The 26,522-nt window shown below is 65.7% G+C and carries 24 protein-coding genes; 10 read left to right on the top strand and 14 right to left on the bottom strand.

Going from position 1 to position 26,522, the window contains the following annotated elements; all coding sequences use genetic code 11:
- Positions 1–60 precede the first annotated feature (60 nt).
- The 9 genes from EWH21_RS18040 to prfB form a co-directional block, all read right to left on the bottom strand.
- A complete protein-coding gene (locus EWH21_RS18040) occupies positions 61–384 on the bottom strand; it encodes a hypothetical protein (protein WP_037049362.1) in 324 nt (107 codons plus the stop codon).
- Positions 381–1,274, bottom strand: coding sequence for an alpha/beta fold hydrolase (locus EWH21_RS18045; RefSeq protein WP_277698980.1), 894 nt, complete (start codon positions 1,272–1,274; stop codon positions 381–383). The genes EWH21_RS18040 and EWH21_RS18045 overlap by 4 nt, the downstream gene beginning before the upstream one ends.
- Positions 1,264–2,010 (bottom strand): TIGR00266 family protein, encoded by a 747-nt coding sequence (locus EWH21_RS18050; RefSeq protein ID WP_037049368.1) that lies wholly within the window; start codon positions 2,008–2,010, stop codon positions 1,264–1,266. Before EWH21_RS18050 ends, EWH21_RS18045 begins: the two co-directional genes overlap by 11 nt.
- Positions 2,011–2,080: 70 nt before the next feature.
- Positions 2,081–2,740 carry a Bax inhibitor-1 family protein gene (locus tag EWH21_RS18055; protein WP_277698981.1) on the bottom strand — a complete coding sequence of 220 codons (660 nt, stop codon included), beginning with the start codon at positions 2,738–2,740 and terminating at the stop codon, positions 2,081–2,083.
- Positions 2,741–2,782: 42 nt separating this feature from the next.
- Complete coding sequence (locus EWH21_RS18060) at positions 2,783–4,072, bottom strand: flavohemoglobin expression-modulating QEGLA motif protein (RefSeq protein WP_277698982.1); 1,290 nt, start codon at positions 4,070–4,072, stop codon at positions 2,783–2,785.
- An 8-nt stretch (positions 4,073–4,080) separates the two neighbouring features.
- Positions 4,081–4,632: a hypothetical protein gene (locus EWH21_RS18065; RefSeq protein WP_277698983.1), complete on the bottom strand. Its 552-nt coding sequence runs from the start codon at positions 4,630–4,632 to the stop codon at positions 4,081–4,083.
- Positions 4,633–4,675: 43 nt separating this feature from the next.
- Positions 4,676–5,389, bottom strand: a complete 714-nt coding sequence (locus EWH21_RS18070; protein ID WP_037049378.1) for a TetR family transcriptional regulator — start codon at positions 5,387–5,389, stop codon at positions 4,676–4,678.
- Between the two features lie 156 nt (positions 5,390–5,545).
- Complete coding sequence (gene lysS, locus EWH21_RS18075) at positions 5,546–7,048, bottom strand: lysine--tRNA ligase (RefSeq protein ID WP_037049380.1); 1,503 nt, start codon at positions 7,046–7,048, stop codon at positions 5,546–5,548.
- 113 nt (positions 7,049–7,161) lie between these two features.
- A protein-coding gene (prfB, locus tag EWH21_RS18080; RefSeq protein WP_134677070.1) for a peptide chain release factor 2 occupies positions 7,162–8,257 on the bottom strand; the annotation gives its coding sequence in 2 pieces (ribosomal slippage) (positions 7,162–8,184 and positions 8,186–8,257; 1,095 coding nt in all).
- 150 nt (positions 8,258–8,407) lie between these two features.
- On the opposite strand from prfB, the gene EWH21_RS18085 reads away from it, so the two are divergent.
- Positions 8,408–8,611 carry a hypothetical protein gene (locus EWH21_RS18085; protein ID WP_277698984.1) on the top strand — a complete coding sequence of 68 codons (204 nt, stop codon included), beginning with the start codon at positions 8,408–8,410 and terminating at the stop codon, positions 8,609–8,611.
- 2 nt (positions 8,612–8,613) lie between these two features.
- Here the strand turns inward: EWH21_RS18085 and EWH21_RS18090 are convergent, their stop codons facing one another.
- Positions 8,614–10,257, bottom strand: coding sequence for a GMC family oxidoreductase N-terminal domain-containing protein (locus EWH21_RS18090; protein WP_277700631.1), 1,644 nt, complete (start codon positions 10,255–10,257; stop codon positions 8,614–8,616).
- Positions 10,258–10,472: 215 nt separating this feature from the next.
- Between EWH21_RS18090 and EWH21_RS18095 the strand changes: the two genes are divergently transcribed.
- Complete coding sequence (locus EWH21_RS18095; protein WP_277698985.1) at positions 10,473–12,248, top strand: SulP family inorganic anion transporter; 1,776 nt, start codon at positions 10,473–10,475, stop codon at positions 12,246–12,248.
- Between the two features lie 13 nt (positions 12,249–12,261).
- Here the strand turns inward: EWH21_RS18095 and EWH21_RS18100 are convergent, their stop codons facing one another.
- Positions 12,262–13,005: a tellurite resistance TerB family protein gene (locus EWH21_RS18100; RefSeq protein ID WP_150606090.1), complete on the bottom strand. Its 744-nt coding sequence runs from the start codon at positions 13,003–13,005 to the stop codon at positions 12,262–12,264.
- A 184-nt stretch (positions 13,006–13,189) separates the two neighbouring features.
- Between EWH21_RS18100 and EWH21_RS18105 the strand changes: the two genes are divergently transcribed.
- The 8 genes from EWH21_RS18105 to dapA all read left to right on the top strand — a co-directional run bounded on the left by EWH21_RS18105 (position 13,190) and on the right by dapA (position 22,530).
- The gene (locus EWH21_RS18105) at positions 13,190–14,101 is read left to right on the top strand and encodes a LysR family transcriptional regulator (protein WP_277698986.1); all 912 of its coding nucleotides are present in this window, start codon (positions 13,190–13,192) and stop codon (positions 14,099–14,101) included.
- A 137-nt stretch (positions 14,102–14,238) separates the two neighbouring features.
- Positions 14,239–15,693 carry a gamma-aminobutyraldehyde dehydrogenase gene (locus tag EWH21_RS18110; protein ID WP_277698987.1) on the top strand — a complete coding sequence of 485 codons (1,455 nt, stop codon included), beginning with the start codon at positions 14,239–14,241 and terminating at the stop codon, positions 15,691–15,693.
- Between the two features lie 67 nt (positions 15,694–15,760).
- A complete protein-coding gene (gene ydcS, locus EWH21_RS18115; RefSeq protein ID WP_277698988.1) occupies positions 15,761–16,912 on the top strand; it encodes a putative ABC transporter substrate-binding protein YdcS in 1,152 nt (383 codons plus the stop codon).
- 168 nt (positions 16,913–17,080) lie between these two features.
- Positions 17,081–18,109, top strand: a complete 1,029-nt coding sequence (locus EWH21_RS18120; protein ID WP_277698989.1) for an ABC transporter ATP-binding protein — start codon at positions 17,081–17,083, stop codon at positions 18,107–18,109.
- 1 nt (position 18,110) lies between these two features.
- A complete protein-coding gene (locus tag EWH21_RS18125; RefSeq protein ID WP_277698990.1) occupies positions 18,111–19,049 on the top strand; it encodes an ABC transporter permease in 939 nt (312 codons plus the stop codon).
- Entirely contained in the window at positions 19,039–19,845 is an 807-nt protein-coding gene (locus EWH21_RS18130; protein ID WP_047589545.1) for an ABC transporter permease, read from the top strand. Before EWH21_RS18125 ends, EWH21_RS18130 begins: the two co-directional genes overlap by 11 nt.
- Positions 19,846–19,890: 45 nt before the next feature.
- A complete protein-coding gene (locus EWH21_RS18135) occupies positions 19,891–21,315 on the top strand; it encodes a gamma-aminobutyraldehyde dehydrogenase (RefSeq protein WP_047589547.1) in 1,425 nt (474 codons plus the stop codon).
- Positions 21,316–21,663: 348 nt separating this feature from the next.
- Complete coding sequence (gene dapA / locus EWH21_RS18140) at positions 21,664–22,530, top strand: 4-hydroxy-tetrahydrodipicolinate synthase (RefSeq protein WP_277698991.1); 867 nt, start codon at positions 21,664–21,666, stop codon at positions 22,528–22,530.
- 18 nt (positions 22,531–22,548) lie between these two features.
- On the opposite strand, the gene recJ is transcribed toward dapA, so the two are convergent.
- From recJ to gtfA, 3 genes are all read right to left on the bottom strand, one after another.
- A complete protein-coding gene (recJ, locus tag EWH21_RS18145) occupies positions 22,549–24,258 on the bottom strand; it encodes a single-stranded-DNA-specific exonuclease RecJ (protein ID WP_150606094.1) in 1,710 nt (569 codons plus the stop codon).
- Between the two features lie 188 nt (positions 24,259–24,446).
- On the bottom strand, positions 24,447–24,986 hold the full coding sequence (locus tag EWH21_RS18150) for a YaeQ family protein (RefSeq protein WP_037049391.1): 540 nt from the start codon (positions 24,984–24,986) through the stop codon (positions 24,447–24,449).
- Between the two features lie 64 nt (positions 24,987–25,050).
- Positions 25,051–26,490 carry a sucrose phosphorylase gene (gene gtfA / locus EWH21_RS18155; protein ID WP_277698992.1) on the bottom strand — a complete coding sequence of 480 codons (1,440 nt, stop codon included), beginning with the start codon at positions 26,488–26,490 and terminating at the stop codon, positions 25,051–25,053.
- Positions 26,491–26,522 lie beyond the last annotated feature (32 nt).

Genomic DNA, 26,522 nt, shown 5'->3' on the forward strand with positions numbered 1-26,522 from the left:
CCGCCTGTTGGCGGGTTTCTTGTTTTCCGGGGTTCGCTTGTCGCAGGGCTCTGCCAGCCCTTACTGCTGCAGCGCGGGCGTTTCCTCGCCCATGCAGCGTACGGCCTGCTTCTTGTTGTCCACCAGCACGCCGGTCAGGCCCTTCTGCTCCAGATCGAACAGCACCAGCACCCCGTCGATGCACTGCGCGACCTGGTTGGCCGGCTTCAGCGACACCTTGTAGTCCTCGCCGGGGATGGTCTTGAGCATGGTGAAGTCGGACAGCAACAGGGCATCTTCGGGTTTGGCGAAATGCACGTAGCCGTAGTACCAGAGCACGGCGACGGTGCCGACGATGCTGCCGATGGCGGTGATGATCAGCGGGATGGGGTTGCGTTCGGTCATTGCGGACTCTCTGTTGCGGATTCGGTAGCCGTTTCCAGGCGTTCGAGCGTGGCCAGCGGCGTCTCGAAGAACGCCAGCAACGACGCGCGCCAGGCCGGTTCGGCGAAGGTTTGCACGTGCGCGCCGCGGGTCGCCTGGAAAGCACGTGGCGGGCGCGCAGCTTGATACAAACGCCGGCCATTGGAAAGCGGCACGATCGTGTCGTCAACACTGTGGTAGATCAGCAGCGGCAAACCCTCGAGCTTGTCGATGCCATGAATGGCGCTGTCGGCATCCGGCACCAGCCACGACAGCGGCACCTGCAGTGGCCAGGTCAGCCAGGACGTGCTCAGCGCATGGCGCGCGACATCGCGATAGCTCGCCGGCACGCCATCGAGGGCCATGGCCCGCACGGCTGACCGGCGCTCGGGGTGCTCAGCCAGATAGTGCACGGCCAACGCCCCGCCGAGGCTCTGCCCCAGCACGAACAGGGGCTGGCCCCGGACTTCTGGTGCCTGCTCGAGCCAGGCGAACGCCGCGTCGATATCCTGGTACACCGCAGGCAGGCTGGGCTTGCCTGCGGAAAGCCCGTAGCCACGGTAATCCAGCATCAGCACCTGATAGCCCTGCTCCGGCAGCCAGTGCACGCCGCCCAGGTGCCAGGCCAGGTTGCCGCCGTTGCCATGCAGATGCAGCACCGTGCCCTTGACCGGCGTGCCCGCCTTGGCCGGCAACCACCAGGCGTGCAGGCGGGTGCCATCGGCGGCCTGCAGTTCGATGTCGCGATACGCCAGGCCGGCGCGCTCGGGCGTGATCGGCAATCCCGGCTCGGGATAGAACAGCAACCCGCTGCAACCGGCCAGCCACAGGCTGACCAGCAGCAGGGCCCAGCGCCCGAGTCTACTTGCCACCCGCGCGAACCTCCTCACGGGCCTGCACGGTGGCCGTGTAGACGCGCTCGGCCAGACGCGAGAACGGCAGGCTCTGGATCCACACGCTGCCCGTGCCCTTGAGGGTGGTCAGGAGGATGCCCTCGCCACCGAACAGCATGCTCTTGAGGCCGCCGGCCAGGCCGATGTCGTAGTCGATACCGTCGCTGAAGGCCACCAGGCAGCCGGTGTCGAGACGCAGGGTTTCGTTGTTCAGCTCCTTGCGGATCACCGTGCCGCCCGCATGCACGAAGGCCAGGCCGTCGCCTTCGAGCTTCTGCAGGATGAAGCCCTCGCCGCCGAAGAAGCCCGCGCCGATGCGCTTGGCAAAGCTGATGCCGACGCGGGTGCCATGGGCGGCGCAGAGAAAGGCGTCCTTCTGGCAGATCAGCGTGCCGCCGATCCGCGCCAGCTCGATCGGCACCACGGTACCGGGGTAAGGAGCCGCGAAGGCGACCCGTGCCTGCCCCTTGCCGGCATTGCTGAAGTGGGTCATGAACAGCGACTCACCGGTGAGCATGCGCTTGCCGGCACTCCACAGCTTGCCCAGCAGGCCGCTGGACGAGCCGTCGCCCATGCGGGTGTCGAAGCGCACGCCCTCGGTCATGTAGTTCATCGCCCCGGCCTCGGCGATCACCGTTTCCCCCGGATCGAGGATGATCTCCACCGACTGTGCGGAACTGCCGAGGATTTCGTAGTCGAGTTGATGGCTGGGCATTACTGGACCTCTGGATCGTTCATATCAAGGCGGGTGACGGACGCAGGACAACCGCCAGGCACGGCACCCTTCATTTGCGTCCCAGGATCCGCAGAATGCGCAGGAACAGGTTGATGATGTCCATGTACAGCGCGGCTGCACTGTCTATCGCGTTGTCCAGCGTCTTGGGAATCTGATTGGCGCGGCCCCAGTCGTAGCCGATGTAGCCGCAGAAGATCAGCACCACGATCCAGTCGAGGATGCCATGACGGATACCGAACACCAGGACTTCCACCAGTTCCACGACGATCACCAGCAGCAGCGCGATCGTCAGCGCTGAGGCAATGCGCTGGAAGAATGCGGGAAACAAGGTGCCCAGGGCCATCATGCCCACGGTAACCAGAGCCGTCAGACGAATCGCCTGCTGAACGAGGTTCGCGTCGTAACGGCTGACGACCAGGTTGATGATCAGGCCGAACGGCGCCACGACCAGGTTGTAGCCGACGAAACTCACCAGGGGATTGCTGGAGCTGGAGAACAGGTAGACGCCCAGCATGCAGGACGCAAAGTATCCGCCGAAGAAGACCCAGATATTGATACTGCGTATCCACTCGACGCTGATCGCTCCCACCATCCACCAGTTGACCGCGAAGCCCCAGAGCAGGGTCAAGCCGATAACCAGGTTGTAGACCGCAGGACTGATGGTGCGATCCGTGAGCTGCACTTGCCGCTCGAAAACCGAATGTTCCATGTTGTACTCCCTGTACAGAGAAATGCGGCGCCCGTCCGGCACCTAGAGGATGTTGGCGTAGTCCGCTTCGATGCGGTCCATGCTCAGGTGGTTGAGGAAGTTGGAGAAGCACATCCAGGCCGACAGTGCATTCATGTCCTGGAACTGCTGCGGCAGGTACTTGGGCGGCAGCACCAGGCCCTCGTCGACCAGCTTGCGCAGGGTGCGCATGTCTTCCAGGGTGGTCTTGCCGCAGAACAACAGCGGGATCTGCTCCAGCTTGCCCTTGCGCACCGCCAACTGGATGTAGTTGTAGATGAGGATGAAGCCCTTCAGGTAGGACAGGTCCTTGGTGAACGGCAGGCCGCTCGGCAGGGAGCCACGAAACACCCGGCTGGCGTTGCTGTAGCTGCCTTCCAGGCCGTAGCCCTGCTCGCGGAAGAATTCGAAGACCTGGAGGAAATCCGAGCCCTCCTCCGCCATGTGAATGGCGCGGGTGCGGTTGGTCAGCTTGCGCAGGCGGGTCGGGTAGGAGGCGAAGGCGATCACCTCCATGAGAATCGCCAGGCCTTCCTGCGTCACCGTCGACGAGGGCGGCCCCTTGGCCAGGAAGGTGCAGATCGGCTGGTTCAGGCCGTTGAGGGTGGTGCCTACGTGCACCAGCCCTTCGTGCACCTCCAGCGCCTTGACGTCACGCTCGTTGAAGCGCGCATCGCTGCGGATCTTGATGTAGTCGGCGCCGGCGGCGGCGTCGGCGAGAATCCCGTCGGACTCCAGCACCCGCACCGTGTCGTCACCGAACACCTCGGCCAGGCGCTGCTGCAGCATGTTCACCGCATCACCGGCGCCCAGCGTCTTGGCTTCGTCTTCCAGGTCGCCACGGGCGTCGATGTTGTTGAGGTAGTCGGAGAGCATCAGGCCGAGGTCGGCCAGCGTCGGATCACCGGCGTGGAAGGCATCGGAGGCCGAACCGTAGAGTTCCTGGCTGATCAGGCCGAAATCCTCGGTGCCACGCGCCTCGAGCATGCGGATGACCATGCGGTACTCGCGGCACATGCGCCGCATGATCTGCCCCACCGGGCTGAACTGCCCCAGCTGGCGGGTGATGTCACGCTCGATGTTCTGGAACTCCAGGCGCTTGGCCGCGGCATCGAAGCCCAGCGGACGGCCCAGGTAATAGGCACGATCGATGGCCGGCGGCTGCTTGCCCTTGGCCTTGAGGAAACCGTCGCGGATACCGTCGTCCCACTTCACCGCGTCGAGCACGCGGATCGGTGTCTGCGCCTCGACGATGCGGTCGCTCAGGGCGCGGATACCGAGTTGATAGTCGTCCAGTTTCTGCTGGCTGTTCATTGCACTCCCTACTCGGCAACCCGCTGATAGCGCGCGATCTCGACGAACAGATCGGCATTGGCCGGATCGTCGAGGTAAGCGAACACCCGGTCCAGCGGGCTGGTGATCAAGGCACCATCGGCTTCGGGCATGGAGACCATCTGGCCTTCCAGCAGGCCCTTGTCCATGTCCTGAAGAATACGTTCGGTGTCGAGGTTATACACCACCAGCTCGTTGTCCCTGGTCAGCTCGAAGCCGGCGATGGCGAAATTGGCGCCCAGGCTCTTCGGCAGACCGGCCGAAAGGTACCAGCGGCGGCCGTGGTGGGCGACGGTGAAGCCGAACTCCTCGAGACTGTCGAGGTTGTCCGGGCTGCCTTCGTAGATGCGCGCCTCGTACAGGTTGGAGCCGGCCCGGGTGATCTCCAGGAACAGCTGATCGCCCCACTCGTCCTCGCGGCTCCATTCGCCCAGCAGTGGCATGGGTGCCGCCTCGTTGGCCGGAATCGGGTCCTTGAAGGTGACCAGGCAGCCACTCAACAGCAGGAAGGACAGGGCGACCAGTGCGCGCCAGGCTTTCATTTCGCTCTCCTTGTGAAAAACCCTCGACCGCGAGATCGAGGACTTACAACCCCAGAACCAGGTTCATGTAGCGCTTAAGGATGGCCAGCATTCCTTGGCTGTCCAGATGCTCGACACCGTCCAACAAGCCCTGATACTCCATCCGCATGATGGTGGCCGTCAACAGCACGGCATCCTGCTCCGGCTGGCGCGAACCGAGCACCTCGAAGAAGTGGGTGACGCCCTGCTGGAGAATCTGCCGATGCGCCCGCACCAGGTCGCTCAGACGTGGGTTGAGCAAGGCTTCCTGCTGGAACGCCTGCTCGGCGATCAGGTGGTCACGCCGATCACGCAGCTGGCGCTGGACGTACTGCACCGCCAGCTCGGCGATCTCGTCGGCCAGTTGCCGGCGCGCCCGCTCGCTGCCGTCGAGACGCCCGACCAGCTCCTGCAGCACGCCCTGGGTACCGGCCCAGAATGCCGCCATCTGCGCGGCGCTGCGCTCGACGAACTGGGCGAAGGTATCGGTGATCAGGTCATCGATGTCCTTGAAGTAGTAGGTCGTGGCGGACAGCGGCACCTGAGCCTCGGCCGCCACCGCGCGATGACGCACCGAGCGCACGCCGTCACGCACGATGATGCGCATGGCCGCGTCGAGAATCGCCTGGCGCCGCTGCTCGCTGCCCTGGCGGCTGGCCTTGCGCCCTTGATACTGGACACTCTCGACGACGGCGCTGGCCGCCTGACTGGCATTCGGGGACGCAGGCACAGGACTCACGGCGGGAAGACCTCTACGTTCTGATTATGAGGGGCAGAGTACTGGGTTCGCCGATCAACCAAAAGGCCGGATGCGCCTGCCTGTCGCACCGTCAACGAACCGCGAGCAGAAAACAGATAGCAAGAAGCCGCCCTTGGGCGGCTTCTTGCTGGAACATCAGGCCTGCGGGCGCATGTGCGGGAACAGGATGACGTCGCGAATCGACGGCGAGTTGGTCAGCAGCATCACCAGGCGGTCGATGCCGATGCCCTCACCGGCGGTCGGCGGCATGCCGTACTCCAGCGCGCGCACGAAGTCGGCATCGTAGTGCATGGCCTCGTCGTCGCCGGCGTCCTTCTCGGCCACCTGAGCGAGGAAGCGTTCGGCCTGGTCTTCGGCGTCGTTGAGCTCGGAGTAGGCGTTGGCGATCTCGCGGCCACCGATGAACAGCTCGAAACGGTCGGTGACGCTGGGGTTGTCATCGTTGCGACGGGCCAGCGGCGAGACCTCGAACGGGTACTCGGTGATGAAGTGCGGCTGCTCCAGCTTGCTCTCCACCAGTTCCTCGAAAATCATCACCTGCAGCTTGCCCAGGCCTTCGTGGCCGAGCACCTTGGCGCCGGCCTTCTTGGCGATGGCACGGGCCTTGTCGACGTCATTGAGGTCGGCCTCGGTGAGGTCCGGGTTGTACTTGAGGATCGAGTCGTACACCGACAGGCGCACGAACGGCTCGCCGAAGTGGAACACCTTGTCGCCGTACGGCACGTCGGTGCTGCCCAGCACGGCCAGGGCAAGCTCGCGGAACAGTTCCTCGGTGAGGTCCATGTTGTCGCGGTAGTCGGCGTAGGCCTGGTAGAACTCGAGCATGGTGAACTCGGGGTTGTGCCGGGTCGACACGCCCTCGTTACGGAAGTTGCGGTTGATCTCGAACACTTTCTCGAAGCCGCCAACAACAAGGCGCTTGAGATACAGCTCCGGGGCGATACGCAGGAACATGGCCATGTCCAGCGCGTTGTGATGGGTCTCGAACGGCTTGGCCGCGGCGCCACCGGGAATGGTCTGCAGCATCGGGGTTTCGACTTCGAGGAAGCCGCGCTCGTTGAGGAAGCGACGGATGTGCGCGATCACCTGCGAACGCACGCGGAAGGTGTGGCGGGTTTCCTCGTTGACGATCAGGTCGACGTAGCGCTGGCGGTAGCGCTGCTCGGTGTCGGTCAGGCCGTGGTGCTTGTCCGGCAGCGGGCGCAGCGACTTGGTCAGCAGGCGCACGTCGGTCATGTGCACGTACAGGTCACCCTTGCCGGAGCGCGCCAGGGTGCCTTCGGCGGCGATGATGTCGCCCAGGTCCCAGCTCTTGATCGCTTCCAGGGTCTCGGCCGGCAGGCCCTTGCGGTCGACGTAGACCTGCAGACGACCGGAGGTGTCCTGCAGCACCATGAAGGCGCCACGGTTGAGCATGATGCGCCCGGCGATCTTCACCGGGATGGCAGCGGCCTCCAACTCTTCCTTGCTCTTGCCCTCGTACTGTTTCTGCAGCTCGGCGCACAGGCTGTCGCGGCGGAAATCGTTGGGGAAGGCAATGCCCTGCTCACGGACGGCAGCAAGCTTTTCCTTGCGCTGGGCAATCAGCTTGTTTTCTTCCTGTTGCAGTTCGTTCTGGTCGAGTTGTTGGTCGCTCATGGTCGCTTTATCTGCCTGGCGTCTAGATCAAATGGGGTTTGGTAGGAGCCAGCTTGCTGGCGATCACGCTCCCGAAGAGCATCGCCAGCAAGCTGGCTCCTACAGGGTAAGGCTTACAGGCCCTGTTTGAGGCTGGCCTCGAGGTAACCGTCGAGATCGCCATCGAGCACCTTCTGGCAGTCGCTACGCTCGACGCCGGTACGCAGGTCCTTGATCCGCGAATCGTCGAGCACGTAGGAGCGGATCTGGTGACCCCAGCCGATGTCCGACTTGCTGTCTTCCAGTGCCTGCGAAGCGGCGTTGCGCTTCTGCATCTCCAGCTCGTACAACTTGGCCCGCAGCATTTTCATGGCGGTGTCCTTGTTGGCGTGCTGCGAACGTTCGTTCTGGCAGGCCACCACGGTGTTGGTCGGCACGTGGGTGATCCGCACCGCCGAGTCGGTGGTGTTGACGTGCTGACCACCGGCCCCGGAGGAGCGGTAGGTGTCGATGCGCAGGTCGGACGGGTTGATCTCGATGTCCACCTTGTCGTCGATCTCCGGCGAGACGAACACCGCCGAGAACGAGGTGTGGCGGCGCGCGCCGGAGTCGAACGGGCTCTTGCGCACCAGGCGGTGCACGCCGATCTCGGTGCGCAGCCAGCCGAAGGCGTACTCGCCCTTGATGTGCACGGTGGCGCCCTTGATACCGGCGACCTCACCCTCGGACAGCTCGACGATCTCGGCACTGAAGCCGCGCTTGTCGGCCCAGCGCAGGTACATGCGCAGGAGGATGTTGGCCCAGTCCTGGGCCTCGGTGCCGCCGGAGCCGGCCTGGATATCCAGGTAGCAGTTGTTCGGGTCCATCTCGCCGCTGAACATGCGGCGGAACTCCAGCTTCTCGAGAATCTCGCGCAGGCGCTCGACTTCGGCGGCGATATCGCTCACCGCGCCTTCGTCGTTCTCTTCGGCGGCCATTTCCAGCAGGTCCCTGGAGTCGGCCAGGCTGCCGGTGAGGTCATCGATGGTTTCGACGATCTGCGCCAGCATGGCGCGCTCACGGCCCAGGCTCTGCGCGTACTCGGGCTTGTTCCAGACGCTGGCGTCTTCCAGCTCGCGGTTTACTTCGACCAGGCGATCATGCTTGTGATCGTAGTCAAAGATACCCCCGAATCGACTGGGTTCGCTCGGACAGGTCCTTGATGGCGTTGAGGATCGGATTGATTTCCATGGTGGTCGGCGCTCGCGGCAAATCGGACGGAAAAGCCGGCGATTATACCCGAGCCGGCCCAGGCTGGCAGCCCACTATCGGCAGTCAATCGCAACTCTCTGGATCAACGGTGCATATACTGGGCCGACGATCTCAGACGAGCCCGCCCCCATGCTCCCATCACACAGCATGCGCAGCCACATCGCCCTGTTCATCGCCATTCTGGTCAGCCTGCTCTGCGCCCTGCTGGGGTCGTTGATCAGCCAGCAGATTCGCCAGACACCGCGAACCTCCATACTGCGCCTCCTGGACAACCAGCACAGGCTGCAGGCGCCGCACGCCCCGCGCGAGACACGTCGCCTGGCGGCCGGCTGACCTCAGCTGAGCGCGACGGTCTGGGACGCAACGACGCTCGCCGGGCGCTGCGCATCCTCGGCGATCATCTGCGCGGCCTTCTCGGCGATCATCAGTACCGGCGAGCAGGTGTTGCCGGAGGTGATGCTCGGCATGATCGACGCATCGACCACGCGCAGCCCGGCAATGCCGTGCACGCGCAGACGCGCATCGACCACAGCGTCGCGCCCCTGGCCCATCGCACAGGTGCCGACGGGGTGGAAGATGGTGGTGCCGATCTCCCCCGCCGCCTGCCGCAGGTCCGCGTCGCTGCGATAGTCCGGCCCCGGCTTGTATTCCTGCGGGTGGTAGGGGACCAGTGCCGGGGCCGCGGCAATCTCGCGGGTCAGGCGAATCGCATCGGCGGCCACCTGCAGATCGCGCTCGTCACTCAGGTAGTTGGGGCGGATCGCCGGCGCGACACTGGCGTCCGCCGAGCGGATTTCGACGCAGCCACGGCTCTCCGGGCGCAGGTTGCAGACCGACGCGGTGAACGCGGGGAAGTCATGCAATGGCTCGCCAAAGCGTTCCAGCGACAACGGCTGCACGTGATATTGCAGGTTGGCGCGCGCCTGACCGGGGTCGGATTTGGCGAAGGCGCCGAGCTGGCTGGGCGCCATCGACAGCGGCCCGCTGCGCTTGAGCAGGTACTCCAGTCCCATGCCCAGCTTGCCCCAGGGCGTGGCGGCGATGCGGTTCAGCGTCTTCACCCCCTCGATGCGGTAGATCAGGCGCAGCTGCAGGTGGTCCTGCAGGTTCGCGCCCACCCCTGGCAGTTCGTGGCGCACACCGATTCCCAGCTGTTCCAGCAGCGGTCGCGGGCCGATACCCGAGCGCTGCAGCAAGGCCGGCGAGCCAATGGCGCCGGCGCACAGAAGCACTTCGCGGCGCGCGGCGATGCGCAGCACCCGCCCCTGCCAGCGCAGCTGCACGGCGCTGGCGCGGCCCTGCTCCAGTTCCAGGCGCTCGGCCTCGGCACCGGTCAGCACCTGCAGATTGGGGCGCTGGCCGATATCGCGCAGGAAGGCTTTCGAGGCGTTCCAGCGCACGCCGTGTCGCTGATTGACCTGGAAGTAACCGCACCCTTCGTTGTCGCCGCCATTGAAGTCGTCGATGCTGGCGATGCCGCGCTGCGCCGCCGCGTGGCGGAAGGCCTCGAGAATCTCCCAGGACAGGCGCTGGCGCTCGACCCGCCACTCGCCATCAGCGCCGTGCAGCTCGCTGGCTCCGGCGAAGTGGTTCTCCGAGCGTTTGAACAGGGGCAGCACGTCGCGCCAGGCCCAGCCCGGGTTGCCCGCCGCCGCCCAGCCGTCATAGTCGGCAGCCTGCCCGCGCATGTAGATCATGCCGTTGATCGAGGAGCTGCCGCCGAGCACCCGACCACGCGGGTACTTCAGCGAACGACCGTGCAGGCCGGGGTCCGCCTCGGTGCTGTAGCACCAGTCGGTACGCGGGTTGCCGATGCAGTAGAGGTAACCGACCGGGATGTGGATCCAGGGGTAGTTGTCCGGGCCGCCGGCCTCGATCAGCAACACGCTGACGGAGGGGTCTGCGGACAGACGATTGGCCAGCAGGCAACCGGCCGGGCCGGCACCGACGATCAGGTAGTCGTAACTATCCAGGGGCAACTGCGCCATGAGCATCCTCGCGAGGCGGCGGATCGGAACCCCGAGCCTAACGGGCATCGCGTCGCAACAGTATGATCTTTTGGTCTGACATGCAGCGCGTGAATATCCCTGCAGAACCTCTGCGGAAACACCGGCAAGACAGCGCAACGCCGCCAGGCTGGTGAGGCGCCCCTACTCTGCGCTTTACTAGGCAGATGTCTCCCGAGCGCCATGCGATGCCCGCCCCTCACTACAGATCGCTTCCCGTCATCGTGCAGCAACGCGGCTGGCGACGCTGGCTCCCTGGTCTGCACACGCTGCTTCACTATCGCCTGGGCTGGCTGCCCAGGGACATCGCCGCCGGCCTGGTGCTGACCAGCATGCTGGTGCCGGTGGGCATCGCCTATGCCGAAGCCTCGGGCGTCGCCGGCATCTACGGTCTGTACGCCACCATCGTGCCGCTGCTGGCCTACGCCCTGTTCGGCCCCAGCCGCATCCTGGTGCTCGGCCCCGACTCGGCCCTGACCGCAGTGATTCTCGCCGTGGTCCTGCCGCTGTCGGGAGGTGACCCGCTGCGGGCGATCACCCTGGCCAGCATGATGGCCGTGGTGGCCGGCCTGACCTGCATCGCCGCCGGCCTGCTGCGCCTGGGCTTCATCACCGAGTTGCTGTCCAAGCCGATTCGCTACGGCTACATGAACGGCATCGCTCTGAGCGTGGTGATCAGCCAGACGCCCAAGCTGCTCGGCTTCTCCATCGACAGCCAGGGACCGCTGCAGGATATCTGGGCCATCGTCGGCGGCGTGCTGGACGCGCAATTTAACTGGGCCAGCCTGGCCATCGGTGGCAGCACGCTGGCGCTGATCCTGCTGCTGCGGCGCTTCAAGCGCCTGCCCGGCATCCTCATCGCCGTCACCCTCGCCACCCTGGCGGTGGAGCTGCTGGACCTCGCCCGCCACGGCGCCAGCGTCCTCGGCGAACTGCCGCAGGGGCTGCCGGGCTTCACCCTGCCCTGGCTCAGCGGCATCGATCTGTCCGCCGTCGTGCTCGGCGGTGTGGCGGCGGCGCTGGTCGCCTTCGCCGACACCAGCGTGCTGTCGCGCACCTATGCCGCGCGCAGTGGCCGCCATGTCGACCCCAACCAGGAGATGGTCGGCCTGGGGGCCGCCAACCTGATCGGCGGCTTCTTCCAGGGGTTCCCGATCAGCAGCAGCTCGTCACGCACACCGGTAGCCGAGGCCGCCGGGGCACAGACGCAGATGGCCGGCGTGGTCGGCGCCCTGGCGGTCGCCCTGCTGCTGGTCGCCGCCCCCAACCTGATGCAGCACCTGCCCACCAGCGCCCTGGCGGCGGTGGTGATCGCTGCCGTGATCGGCCTGTTCGAGGTGCGAGACCTTATCCGCATCTATCGCGTGCAACAGTGGGAGTTCTGGCTGTCGATGGCCTGCTTCGCCGGCGTCGCCACCTTCGGCGCCATCCCCGGCATCGGCATTGCCGTGCTGCTGGCGGTGATCGAGTTTCTCTGGGATGGCTGGCGTCCGCACTACGCGGTGCTGGGCCAGGTCGACGGCGTACGGGGCTTTCACGATATCCAGCGCCACCCGGAAGCCCGCCTGATACCCGGCCTGCTGCTGTTGCGCTGGGATGCGCCGCTGTTCTTCGCCAATGCCGAACAGTTCCAGCAGTGCGTGCTGCAGGCGATCACCCGCTCGCCGACGCCGGTGCGTCGCCTGGTCATCGCCGCTGAGCCGGTGACCAGCATCGACGTCACCTCCGCCGACATGCTCGCCGAACTGGAGCAGATGCTGGCCGAGGCCGGTATCGAACTGCATTTCGCCGAGGTCAAGGGGCCGGTCAAGGACAAGTTCAGACGCTTCGGGCTCCTGCGGGAAAACCGCGAACAGCGTATCCAGCCCACGGTAGGCGCCGCAGTCGACGCCTACCTCGCCGATCATGACGTCGACTGGCAGGCCGAGAACACAGTGCCGGGCCGCGCCTGGCACAGGGACTGATGCGCACGCCGCCTCAGCGGACGCCGGACAGCTCCTGACGCACCTGCGCCTCCAGCTCGGCCTTCAGCGCCGGCGCCAGTTGCAGCTGGCGCGCCAGTTCCTCGAGGTAGGCACGCTCCATGAAGTGCTCCTCGTCCACCATCAGCACGCTGGCCAGGTACATCTCGGCGGCCATTTCCGGCGTGGTCGCGGCGCGGGCGACATCGGCGGGGTCGAGCGGCTTGTTCAGCTCGGTGTGCAGCCAGCCCTGCAGCTCGGCGTCCTGCGCCAGCTTGCCGAGTTCCTCCTCGATCAACTGACGCTCGCGGGCGTCCACATGGCCGTCGGCCTTGGCCGCTGCCACCAGCGCCTTGAGAATCGCCCGGCTGTGCTGCTCGGCCTGCGGCGCCGGCAGACGGTCCAGGGTCTGCGGCTCGAGCGGCTGCGCGCCCCCCTGCTGGGCCTGCTGCGCCTGCCAGTTGCCGTAAGCCTTGTAGGCCAGCACGCCAAGCGCAGCCAGGCCACCGTAGACCGCCACCTTGCCGCCCACCTTGCGCACCCGCTTGTTGCCCAGCAGCATGGCCAGCGCCGCACCGCCACCAGCGCCCTTGAGCATGGCGCCGAGATCGCTGCCGCCCTTGCTGCCGGAACCTGCGCCACCACCGAGCAACCCACCGAGCGCGCCGCCCAGCCCCGACGACGCACCGCCCGCCCCTTTCTGTTGCAGCAGGTCCTGACCGGATTTGAGCAGTTGATCGAGCAAGCCACGGGTATTCATTGAGCTGTTCCTCATCATCTGAAATCACCCGATTCTAAGCCTGGCCTCCAGGGTGCCGACGAGGAGATCAATTCCAGATATTGCTGACCCCGCGCCTGACAAGAGCAGACATTCGGTTTAAAAGAATGCAAGAGACATGATTCGTTAAATCATCAGGCCATAATCTGCCCGGAGCCCCGCCCTCATGATGACGCTGCGCCAGATCCGCCACTTCATCGCCGTGGCCGAGACCGGTTCGATCTCCGCCGCCGCGCAGGCCGTGTTCATCTCGCAGTCGACGCTGACGCAAGCCATCCAGCAACTGGAAGAAGAGATCAGCGTCACTCTGTTCAACCGCCACGCCAAGGGCATGAGCCTGACTCATCAGGGCCACCAGTTCCTGCGTCAGGCGCACCTGATCCTGGCGACGGTGGAGAATGCCAAGCGCAGCCTGCAGCAGAGCACCGACCAGGTCGCCGGCAGCCTGACCATCGGCGTGACCAGCCTGGTGGCCGGCTATTACCTGGCTGACCTGATCACCCGCTTCCAGCGCGCCTACCCCAACGTGAAGACCCGCGTGGTCGAGGATGAACGGCCGTATATCGAGCACCTGCTGGTCGCCGGGGAAATCGATGTCGGTGTATTGATCCTTTCCAACCTGGAAGACCGTCACGCCCTGCAGACCGAAGTGCTGACACACTCGCCGCACCGCCTCTGGCTACCGGCCCGCCACCCGTTGCTGGAGCGCGACAGCATCGGCCTCGCCGATGTCGCGGGCGAGCCGCTGATCCAGCTCAACGCCGACGAAATGGGCCTGCACACTCAGCGCATCTGGAGCCGCGCCGGGCTGACGCCACAGGTCAGCCTGCGTACCGCGTCGGTGGAGGCCGTGCGCAGCCTGGTGGCTGCCGGCCTCGGCCTGTCGATCCAGCCGGACATGACCTACCGCCCCTGGTCGCTGGAGGGCGACATCATCGAAGCGCGTCCGCTGGTCGACCTGGTCGAGCCACTCGATGTCGGCCTGGCCTGGCGTCGCGGTACGGCCCGGCCGGTGCTGGTCGACCCGTTCCTGACCCTGGCTCGCGAGCAGCCGGCCAGTCGCAAGGTTTCGATTTAATCGAATGCAGCATTCAGTATTTAGAATTTGTAAGCCCAGGTGCCGGAATCTAGTCTCGTTTCCTCAGGGACGCAGGCACTCCGCATCGCTCAGGAGTCGCCATGCCAAGCGCAACCCCAAAAAGAAGAAACGCGAAGATGAGTCCACCCACCCTGCACAGCGCACTGCTGATCGACGGCCAACTGGTCGCCGGGCAAGGTATGGCCGAGGCCATCCTCAATCCGGCCACGGGCGAGCTGCTGTGCGACGTCGCCGAAGCCTCGCCGGAGCAACTGGAAAGCGCAGTGCAGGCGGCGCACCGCGCCTTCCCTAGCTGGTCACGCAGCACCCCGGCACAGCGTGCCAGTGTCCTCCTCGCGATAGCCGACAGCATCGAAGCCCTGGCCGAGCCCCTGGCAGCCCTGGAGTCGCTGAACTGCGGAAAACCCCTGTACCTGGCGCGTCAGGACGACATACCGGCCAGCGCCGACGTGTTCCGTTTCTTCGCCGGCGCGGTACGCTGCCAGCAGGGTCAGCTGGCCGGCGAGTACCTGCCCGGACACACCAGCATGGTGCGTCGCGACCCGATCGGCGTGGTCGCCTCCATCACCCCCTGGAACTACCCACTGATGATGGCTGCCTGGAAGATCGCTCCCGCCCTGGCTGCTGGCAACTGCCTGGTCTTCAAGCCATCGGAACACACGCCGCTGTCGATCCTGGCACTGGCCCCTGCACTGCGCGACATCCTCCCGGCCGGTGTGCTGAACATCCTCTGCGGTGGCGGCGAGAGCGTTGGCAGCACGCTGGTCAGTCACCCACGCGTGCGCCTGGTCTCGCTGACCGGCGATATCGTCACCGGGCAGAAGATCCTTCAGGCCGCCTCGCGTACGGTCAAACGCACCCACCTTGAACTGGGTGGCAAGGCGCCGGTCATCGTCTGCGACGATGCCGACCTCGACGCCGTGGTGCAGGGCATTCGCACCCATGGCTACTACAACGCCGGCCAGGACTGCACCGCTGCCTGCCGCATCTATGCCCAGGCCGGCATCCACGACCGCCTCGTCGCGGCATTGGGCGATGCCGTGGCCAGCATCCGCTTTGCCCGGCGCAAGGACGCTGACAACGAGATCGGCCCGCTGATCAGCGCACGCCAGCGCGATCGCGTGGCCAGCTTCGTCGAACGCGCCCTCGGCCAGCCACACATCGAGCGCGTCACCGGCGCGGCCGTGCACTCCGGCCCCGGATTCTATTATCAGCCCACGCTGCTGGCCGGCTGCCGGCAGAGCGACGAGATCGTCCAGCGCGAAGTGTTCGGTCCGGTGGTCACCGTCACCCGCTTCGACGAACCCGCTCAGGCGCTGGACTGGGCCAACGACTCCGAGTACGGCCTGGCCAGCTCGGTGTGGACACGCGACCTGGACAAGGCCTTCCAGCTTGCCGGGCGCCTGCAGTACGGCTGCACCTGGATCAACACGCACTTCATGCTGACCAGCGAAATGCCCCACGGCGGCCTCAAGCGCTCCGGCTATGGCAAGGACCTGTCCAGCGACTCGCTGCATGACTACAGCGTGGCGCGCCACATCATGGTGCGCCACGGACAACAACTAGACTGACCAACGCCGGCGGTAGCGCCGACGACATTCCACTGCCCCACAACGATATTAAGAAGAGGGAAACACGATGTCCGCGCACAAAACCGCCGCGCTAAGCGCACTGACCACCGCCCTGCTCAGCATCTGCGCCGTGCAGGCCGCCGAACCGCTGACTGCCCTGGGAGCACCAGAGGGTCAACTCGATATCATCGCCTGGCCCGGCTACATCGAGCGCGGCGAGACGGACAAGGCCTATGACTGGGTGACCCAGTTCGAGCAGGAGTCGGGCTGCCAGGTCAACGTCAAGACTGCCGCCACCTCCGACGAGATGGTCAGCCTGATGGCCAAGGGCGGTTACGACCTGGTCACCGCTTCCGGTGACGCCTCGCTGCGCCTGGTTGCCGGCAAGCGCGTACAACCGATCAACACCGACCTGATCCCCAACTGGAGCAAGGTCGACGAGCGCCTGAAGGACGCCCCCTGGCATACCGTCGCCGGAAAGCATTACGGCACGCCCTACCAGTGGGGACCGAACGTGCTGATGTACAACACCCAGGTGTTCAAGCAGGCCCCCAGCAGCTGGAACGTGCTGTTCGAAGCCCAGAACCTGGCCGACGGCAAGGCCAACAAGGGCCGCGTGCAAGCCTATGACGGGCCCATCTACATCGCCGATGCAGCCCTCTATCTGAAGGCGCACCAGCCCGAGCTGGGCATCGACGATCCCTACCTGCTGAACGAGCAGCAATATGCCGCCGTACTGGCCCTGCTGCGCCAGCAGCAACCGCTGATCCATCGCTACTGGCACGACGTCACCGTGCAGATGAACGACTTCAAGAACGAAGGCGTGGTCGCGTCCGGTGCCTGGCCCTATCAGGTCAACGCCCTGCAGCTGGAGAACCAGCCGGTCGCCTCCACCGTACCCAGCGAAGGCGCCACTGGCTGGGCCGACACCACCATGCTGCACGCCGAGGCCAAGCATCCGGTCTGCGCCTACAAGTGGATGAACTGGTCGCTGGAGAACAAGGTGCAGGGCGACGTGTCCGCCTGGTTCGGCTCGCTGCCAGCCGTGCCAGCCGCCTGTCAGGGTAACCAGCTGCTCGGGGCGGAGGGCTGCAAGGTCAACGGTTTCGACAACTTCGACAAGATCGCCTTCTGGAAGACGCCACAGTCCGAGGGCGGCAAGTACGTGCCCTACAGCCGCTGGACCCAGGACTACATCGCCATCATGGGTGGCAGGTAAGGGCACGGCCCGCCTCCAGTCAGCCGAGCTGAACAACGGTCGGACGTTGCCGCGTCCGACCATCGCCCCTGCGTTTGATCTCACCGTCGTACACCCATCACCGGCCTGCCTCGTGTCAGCAAACCCTGGCAAGGGAGGTACTGGGTGGTTTTTCCTGGAGTGTTGGAAATGACGTTTGCTGTGCAGTTTACCGATGTGTCGCGCCTGTTCGGCGACGTCAAGGCCGTCGACCAGGTGTCCATCGACATCCAGGATGGCGAATTCTTCTCCATGCTCGGCCCGTCGGGATCGGGCAAGACCACCTGCCTGCGCCTGATCGCCGGTTTCGAGCAACCCAGTGCCGGCTCGATCCGCATCCACGGCGAGGAAGCGGCAGGTCTGGCGCCCTACCGCCGCGACGTCAACACAGTGTTCCAGGACTATGCGCTATTCCCCCACATGAGCGTGCTGGACAACGTCGCCTACGGCCTCAAGGTCAAGGGGGTGGCCAAGGCCGAACGCCTTGCCCGCGCCGAAGAAGCGCTGGCCATGGTCGCCCTGGGCGGTTTCGGCGGGCGCAAGCCGGCAGCCATGTCCGGTGGCCAGCGCCAGCGTGTGGCGCTGGCCCGCGCCCTGGTCAACCGGCCACGCGTGCTGCTGCTCGACGAGCCGCTCGGCGCGCTCGACCTGAAGCTGCGCGAGCAGATGCAGAGCGAGCTGAAGAAGCTGCAGCGCCAGCTTGGCATCACCTTCATCTTCGTCACGCACGACCAAAGTGAAGCGCTGTCGATGTCCGACCGCGTGGCGGTGTTCAACAAGGGCCGCATCGAACAGGTGGACACCCCGCGCAACCTCTACCTGCAACCGGCCACGGCGTTCGTCGCCGAGTTCGTCGGCACCTCCAACGTCCTGCGTGGCGAGCTGGCCCAGCAGCTGGCCGGCAGCCCTCGGCCCCTGTCGATACGACCGGAACATACGCGCCTGTGCGGTGACGAGCCGCTGACCAGTGACGAGTTGCAGATCAGCGGCGTGCTGCAGGATATCCAGTACCAGGGCGCCAGCACACGCTACGAGGTTGGCCTGGATAACGGCCAGACCTTCGCGGTCAGCCAGCCCAACAACCCGTGGCAAACCAGCGCTGCATCGCCACGCACCGGCCAGCCGGTGCAGATCCGCTGGCCGCGCGCCGCCATGGTCAGCCTGCGCGAGGAAGCATGAGATGAGCGTCAGCACTCTGCCTGCCAGCGGCGGCCTCCTGCACCGCGTGGCCGACCTGCTCTACCGCAAGCCGATGCTGTACCTGTCGCTGCTGCTGGTACCGCCGCTGCTGTGGTTCGGCGCGATCTACCTGGGCTCGCTGCTGACCCTGTTGTGGCAAGGTTTCTACACCTTCGATGACTTCAGCATGACGGTGACTCCGGACCTGACCCTGGCCAACTTCAAGGCGCTGTTCCAGCCCGCCAACTTCGACATCATCCTGCGCACCCTGAGCATGGCCGTGGCGGTCTCGATCGCCAGCGCCCTGCTGGCCTTTCCCATCGCCTACTACATGGCCCGCTACACCACGGGCAAGACCAAGGCCTTCTTCTACATCGCGGTCATGCTGCCGATGTGGGCCAGCTACATCGTCAAGGCCTACGCCTGGACGCTGCTGCTGGCCAAGGGGGGCGTGGCCATGTGGTTCGTCCAGCACCTGGGCCTGGAGCCACTCCTCAACCTGCTGCTGGCCACCCCCGGGGTCGGCGGCAACACCCTGTCCACCTCCAACTTCGGCCGCTTCCTGGTGTTCGTCTACATCTGGCTGCCGTTCATGATTCTGCCGATCCAGGCCTCCCTGGAGCGCCTGCCGCCCTCCCTGCTGCAGGCCTCCGCCGACCTCGGCGCCCGCCCGGCGCAGACCTTTGCCCAGGTGATCGTGCCGCTGTCGATTCCGGGTATCGCAGCCGGCTCGATCTTCACCTTCAGCCTGACCCTGGGCGACTTCATCGTCCCGCAACTGGTCGGCCCGCCCGGCTTCTTCATCGGCAACATGGTCTATTCGCAGCAGGGCTCGATCGGCAACATGCCGATGGCCGCCGCCTTCACCCTGGTGCCGATCGTGCTGATCGCCGTGTACCTGTCCATCGTCAAACGCCTGGGGGCCTTCGATGCACTCTGAGAAAGCCTCCTGGGGGCTCAAGACCGCCGCCTGGGGCGGCCTGCTGTTCCTCCACTTCCCGATCCTGATCATCGCGCTGTATGCCTTCAACACCGAGAGCGCCGGCTTCAGCTTTCCGCCCAAGGGCCTGACCCTGGACTGGTTCGCCGTGGCCTTCGCCCGCACCGACGTGCTCGAGGCCATCAAGCTGTCACTGCAGGTGGCCTCCATCGCCACGCTGATCGCCCTGCTGCTCGGCACACTGGCTGCCGCGGCGTTGTATCGCCGGGACTTCTTCGGCAAGGAGAGCATCTCGATGATGCTGATCCTGCCGATCGCGCTGCCCGGCATCATCACCGGCATTGCCCTGCTCGCGGCATTCAAGACCTTCGGCATCGAGCCGGGCATCCTCACCATCGTCATCGGCCACGCCACCTTCTGCGTGGTGATCGTCTACAACAACGTCATCGCCCGCTTTCGCCGTACCAGCCAGAGCCTGATCGAAGCCAGCATGGACCTGGGCGCCGACGGCTGGCAGACCTTCCGCTACATCGTCCTGCCCAACCTAGGCTCGGCACTGCTGGCGGGCGGCATGCTGGCCTTCGCCCTGTCGTTCGACGAAATCATCGTCACCACCTTCACCGCCGGTCACGAACGCACCCTGCCGCTATGGCTGCTCAACCAGCTGTCGCGCCCGCGTGACGTACCGGTGACCAACGTGGTGGCCATGGCCGTGATGCTGGTGACCATGCTGCCGATCCTCGGCGCCTACTACCTGACCAAGGACAGCGAAGGCGTTGCCGGCAGTGGCAAATGACCTTCGACCATCCACCAACGCCCACTTTCTAGCGAGGTTCCATGCATGCAAAGCAAATTGCTGATCAACGGTGAACTGGTCACCGGCCTGGGCGAAGCGCAGGCCGTACTCAACCCGTCTCTGGGCACGCCCCTGCTGCAGATCCATGAGGCCAGCGCCGCGCAGGTCGACGCTGCCGTATGCGCCGCCGACGCAGCCTTCGAGCAGTGGTCGCAGAGCACTCCCGGCCAGCGCTCGGCGCTGCTGCTGGCACTGGCCGACGCCATCGACGCCAACGCCGATGAACTGGCCCGCCTGGAATCGCAGAACTGCGGCAAACCCTACAGTGCCGCACGCAATGACGAACTGCCGGCCATCGCCGACGTGTTTCGCTTCTTCGCGGGCGCCGCGCGCTGCCTGCAGGGCTCGGCAGCCGCCGAGTACCTGCCCGGACACACCTCGATGATCCGCCGTGACCCGGTCGGCGTGGTCGCCTCCATCGCGCCATGGAACTACCCGTTGATGATGGCCGCGTGGAAACTGGCCCCGGCCCTGGCTGCCGGCAATACCGTGGTGCTCAAGCCGTCCGAGCAAACGCCACTGAGCGCCCTGCGCCTCGGCGAGCTGATCGCCCCTCTGTTCCCTGCCGGCGTGGTCAACATCGTCTTCGGCCGTGGCCCGAGCGTTGGCGAACCGCTGGTGAGCCATGACAAGGTGCGCATGGTCTCGCTCACCGGCTCGATCCCCACCGGTTCGCGGATCATCGCCGGCACCGCCGAGAGCGTGAAACGCATGCACATGGAGTTGGGTGGCAAGGCGCCGGTGCTGGTGTTCGACGATGCGGACCTCGACGCGGTGGTCGACGGCATTCGCAGCTTCGGCTTCTACAACGCCGGCCAGGACTGCACCGCCGCCTGCCGCCTGTACGTTCAGCGGGGCGTGTATGACGAAGTGGTGCAGCGCCTCGGCGAAGCGGTCGGCTCGCTGCAGATGGGCCTGCAGGACGAAGACGGCGTCGAACTCGGCCCGTTGATCACCGAACAGCACCTGCAGCGTGTCGAAGGCTTCGTCGAGCGCGCCAAGGCGCTGCCACACATTCGCCTGGTCACTGGCGGCAAGCGTGCCGAACGCCCCGGTTTCTTCTTCGAGCCAACCGTGCTGGCCGATGCCCGCCAGGACGACGAGATAGTCCAGCGCGAGGTGTTCGGCCCGGTGATCTCCGTCACGGCCTTCGACGACGAGGCGCAGGTGCTGGCCTGGGCCAACGACTCCAGCTACGGCCTGGCCAGTTCGGTCTGGACCCGTGACGTGGGCCGTGCCCATCGCCTGGCGGCGCGCCTGCAATATGGCTGCACCTGGGTCAACACGCACTTCATGCTGGTCAGCGAGATGCCACACGGCGGTGTCAAACGCTCCGGTTATGGCAAGGACATGTCGATGTACGGCCTGGAGGACTACACCGCCATTCGCCATGTGATGTTCAAGCACTGACCCGCAAGCCCCCGGTGTGGCGCCGCTGCGCCACACCGGGCAGCTGAATTGCGGAGGCGGCTTGACAGCCGCGCGCCGGGCCAAGCACCATCGGCGAACGATTCATGCAACGGGCCTCCCATGTACGCCACCTTCGACCACAGCTCACTGCTCCCAGGCTTCCGTGCCTGCCAGTGCGCGTGCGTCGTCGTTGCCAAGAAATCCAAGAAACAGTCGCTCATTTGACCGGGGCGCGCTGTCCCGTCAGATGGGCTGACAGGACACCAGGCGCCAGGTTCATACCCTCCAGCACCTCTCCCGCACCCTCCCTGACGGCGACCAGACGGTCAGTCGCAAGGAGAGTTTCACATGTCCAGTTTCAGTGGTATCTGGGTCGCCCTGGCCACCCCGTTGCGCAACGGTGAGATCGACTTCGCCAGCCTCGATCGGCTGGTGCAGCGGTTGCTCGCCGATGGCGCGGCCGGCCTGGTGGTGTGCGGCACCACGGGCGAAGCCGCGGCCTTGAGCGAGGACGAACAGCTCGCCGTGCTCGACGCCGTGTTGCGCCAGGCCGCGCCGCACCAGGTGATCATGGGCCTGGCCGGCAACCAGCTGAATGCCCTGCTCGATCGGCAGCGGGAGATCCAGCGCCGCCCGCTGGCCGGGCTGCTGGTGCCGGCGCCTTACTACATTCGCCCCTCCCAGGCCGGGCTGGAGCACTTCTTCACCACCCTGGCCGATGCCGCCAGCGTCCCGCTGGTGCTCTACGACATCCCCTACCGGACCGGCGTGCGGATCGAACGCGACACGCTGCGCCGCATCGTGCGCCACGCCAATATCGCCGCCATCAAGGACTGTGCAGGCGATGCGGAAACCACCATGGCCCTGATCGCGGACGCACAGGTGCAGGTGCTTGCCGGTGAGGATACGCAGATATTCAGCACCCTGTGCCTGGGCGGCCATGGCGCCATCTCGGCCTCGGCGCATGTCCGCACCGACCTCTATGCGCGCATGCACGCGTGCGTCATGCAGGGTGATCTGCCCGGCGCCCGGCAATTGCACTATCGCCTGTTGCCCTGGATGCAGGCGGCCTTCTGCGAAGCCAACCCGGCCGCAGTAAAAGCGGCCCTGGCCCTGCTGGGGTTGAGCAGCGACGAGGTGCGCGCACCGATCCTGCCCTGCTCGCCGGCCAACCGCGAACAGCTGCGCCAGGTACTCGAAGGCCTGGCGAATTAGCTCGCGCGCTGCCCCGCCTCAGCGCGGGGCGATATGCGCCACCATCAGCTGCACGCTCTCGTTGCCGCGAAACTCGTTGAGGTCGAGCTTGTAGGCCACCTCGGCCCAGCGCAGCGTGGGGTTGGGCCAGATGTCGCGGTCGATGTTGAAGGCGATGCCGTCGAGCTGCACGCTGCCGCACTCGGTCTTGAGCACCAGCTTCAGGTGACGCTCGCCGACGATGCGCTGGCCCACGATCTGGAACACGCCGTGGAACAGCGGCTCGGGGAAATGCTGGCCCCATGGCCCGGCATTGCGCAGCGCACGAGCCAGTTCGAGGTGAAACTCGGTGGCGTCGAGTTGGCCGTCGGAGAGCAGCCTGCCAGTGAGGTCATCCTCGCTGAGCTGACGGCGCACCTCGGCATCGAAGGCCGCGGCGAAGGCACCGAAATGTTCTTGCCGCAGGGACAGCCCGGCGGCCATGGCGTGTCCGCCGAACTTGCTGATCAGCCCCGGATGTCGCGCCGCCACCGCGTCCAGCGCGTCGCGGATATGCAACCCTGGCACCGAGCGCGCCGAGCCCTTGAGCATGCCATCGCCAGCATCGGCGAAGGCGATGGCCGGACGGTGGTAGCGCTCTTTCAGGCGCGAGGCGAGGATGCCGATCACCCCCTGGTGCCAGTCCGGCTCGAACAGACACAGGCCGAACGGCATGTCCGCCACGGGCAGGTCCTTGAGCTGGGCCAGCGCCTCGCGCTGCATGCCCTGCTCGATGGCCTTGCGGTCCTGGTTGAGCTGGTCGAGCTGCACCGCCATGTCGCGGGCCAGCGCTTCGTCGTCGCAGAGCAGGCACTCGATCCCCAGGCTCATGTCGTCCAGGCGCCCCGCCGCATTCAGTCGCGGGCCGAGGATGAACCCCAGGTCGGTGGAGGTGATGCGCCGATGATCGCGCCCAGCCACTTCGAGAATCGCCCGCAGCCCGGGCCGCGCACGGCCGGCACGGATACGCGCCAGCCCCTGGTGGACCAGGATGCGGTTGTTGGCATCCAGCGGCACCACGTCGGCCACGCTGCCGAGCGCCACCAGGTCGAGCAGCTCGCCCAGGTTCGGCTCCTGGCGAGTGGCGAACCAGCCGCTTTCACGCAGGCGTGCCCGCAGCGCCAGCAGCACGTAGAACATCACCCCGACCCCGGCCATGGCCTTGCTCGGGAACTCGCAGCCGGGCTGGTTGGGATTGACGATGGCGTCGGCCTGCGGCAATTCGGGCCCCGGCAAGTGGTGATCGGTCACCAGCACCTTGAGCCCGGCCTCCTTGGCCGCAGCCACGCCTTCGACGCTGGAAATGCCGTTGTCCACGGTCAGCAGCAGGTCGGGCTGGCGCTGCAGCGCCACGGCGACGATCTCCGGGGTCAGGCCGTAGCCGTATTCGAAACGGTTGGGCACCAGGTAGTCGACATGCGCCGCGCCGAGCAGACGCAGGCCAAGCACGCCGACACTGCTGGCCGTGGCGCCGTCGGCATCGAAGTCACCGACGATGAGGATGCGCTGGCGCTGCTCGAGCGCCTCGACCAGCAGCTCCACCGCCGCCGTCATGCCCTTGAGCTGCTGATACGGAATCAGCCGCGCCAGGCCCTTGTCCAGCTCCTCGGCGGACTGCACGCCACGGGCGGCGTACAGGCGGGTCAGCAAGGGCGGCAGGTTGCCCAGGTCGGGCAACTGAGCAGGCAAGGGACGGGCTTCGATACGCATGAACAAAAGGTCGCTTTTCAGATGTGGCCCGGATGCAGTCCGGACATTGGGTAGGGGCGGCCCCGGATCGCATCCGGGCTACGGCTCGACACTCGCCGGGCTGATGCGCAGGGTGGGCGACGCTGCATCCATCCACCCCACACACGCGTTGTGCTGGACGAAAAGACCGTTCGTCCACCCTACAGCGCTCAGCGCTGGCCGGCCAACCACTCCAGCGGAATCTCGTGCTGGCCGCGCTCGTCGGTGACGAACAGCTCGCCATCGCTGATCATCACGCTCCAGCTGAGCGAGCGCGGCAGGTCCAGCGACAGCTCGGCCAGCGCCTCCTGCCCCAGGGCCACGACGTTGATGTTCTTCAGGCTGCGCACCGGGTCGAGGCACTTGCCCTGCCACACGCGCAGGTTGCCGTAGGCCACCAGGCTGAACTTCTCGGTACGCCGCGAGCACCAGGTGATGCGCTCGCTGTCCGGTTGCCCCACCTCGATCCAGTGCAGCACGCGATCATCCAGGCTCTTCTCCCACAGCGCCGGCTCGTCGACGTCCGACAGACCACGGCCGAAGGCCAGTTGCTCGTCGTAGAACAGCGCATAGGCGATCAACCGCGCGGCCAGGCGCTCCTCGGTCTCCGAAGGATGGCGGGCGACGGTGAAACGCAGGGTCTGGTAGACGCTGCGATCCATGTCGGTGAGGTTCAGGTCGATCTTGTAGGTGGTCGATGGCAGGGCCATGGCGGGCTTCTTGGCTGGTCGAAAGAGCGCAAGTCTATCGCGAAAGCATGGCCCCCGCCGACCTTCAGCAGGTCATGTGGCAGATCCCTCGTTGCTCGTCGCTGTACTCGATGTTCGCCTGCAGGCTGCTCAGGTCCAGGTGCAGGCGGCAGTAATGCTCGCCATGGCGCCAGGCCAGCAGCAGTTGGTCATCCGCCGAATAGTTCTGCTCGAAACGCCCCTCGAAGGCCGGGTGCCGGCAGCGGAAACGCATCAGCGCCAGCAAGCGCTGCACCAGCGGTTGCTGCAAGGCCTGCTCGGCCTCCTCGACGCTGTAGTAGTGGCGGTTGACGTCGCGGGCCTCGCCGGTTCGTTCGAGCAGATCGAAATCGTTGCAGCCGGCGAGCAGGCCGACGTAGTACACCTGCGGGATGCCGGGGGTGAAGAACTGCATGGCCCGTGCGGCAATGTAGGCCTCGTCGTTGCGCATCAGCGCCTCGTAGAAGGTGCAGGTCAGCTGATAGATGGCGCCCACGCTGTGCACGTTCACCGCCGAGCGGCGCAGGATCGGGTCGGCGCTGCGCGTCGAGATCTCGTCGACCAGGTACTGGATCTGCGCCTCGGGCAACATGCCCTCGACATCCGGAATGCAGATGCCGTCATGGGTATCGAGCACGGTGATCTGGTTGCGCGGACACATGCGCAGCCAGTGCTTGAGGTAGCGGCTGCTCCCCGTGAGCAAGGCATGCAGCACCAGCGGCGGCAAGGCGAAGGCATAGGGGCGCATCTGCCGGCGCGAGATGGCGTACTGGTAGCTGATATGGTCGTGCACCTCCGGGAGCATCTCGGTCTCGTACTTGGCCCCGGTTTCGCGAAACCATTCGAGGATGCGATAGACGTTCGGCTCCACCAGGAAGCAGCTGGTGCCGATGCGCTTGGTGGTGTAGCCGAAGGCGTCCAGACGGAACAGCTTGACCCCGCGCGCGGCGAGGAAGGCCATGTACTGCTCCATCAGCTGGTAGGTCCGCGACGAATCGTAGTTCAGGTCGATCTGCCGTTCGGTGAAGGTGCACCAGACCCGGCAGGTCTCGCCGTTGGCCAGCCGCACCTCGCGAAACGGCTCCTTCTCCTTGCGGATATGGATCTTGGCCAGGTCGTCATGGCTGATCTCGCCGAGGCTGTCGACCTGCACGAACAGCTCCGCGTAGGGTGAGTCCTGGCCGCGCGAGACGAAATCGAGGAACTCCGGTGACTCGTCGGCGATATGGCTGATCACCAGGTCGACGCACAGGTCGAAACGCGCGGAGATGCGTTCGACATCCGCCCAGTCGCCGTAGCGCGGGTCCACCTCCATGTGGGTGAGCGGCGAGAAGCCACCGTCGGCATTGGACGGATACAGCGGCAGGATATGCACGCCGCCCAGGGCATCGCCCAGGTGCCGATCGAGCAGTTGATAGAGCTCGCCCAGGTTGCGCCCCAGGCGGTCGGGATAGGTGATCAGTTGAACAGCATTGCGCAGTGTCATGAGCCCCCCGGCACAGTGTTGGTCTACCAAAG

It is taken from the genome of Pseudomonas sp. REST10, from assembly GCF_029542605.1.
GTDB lineage: Bacteria > Pseudomonadota > Gammaproteobacteria > Pseudomonadales > Pseudomonadaceae > Aquipseudomonas > Aquipseudomonas khazarica.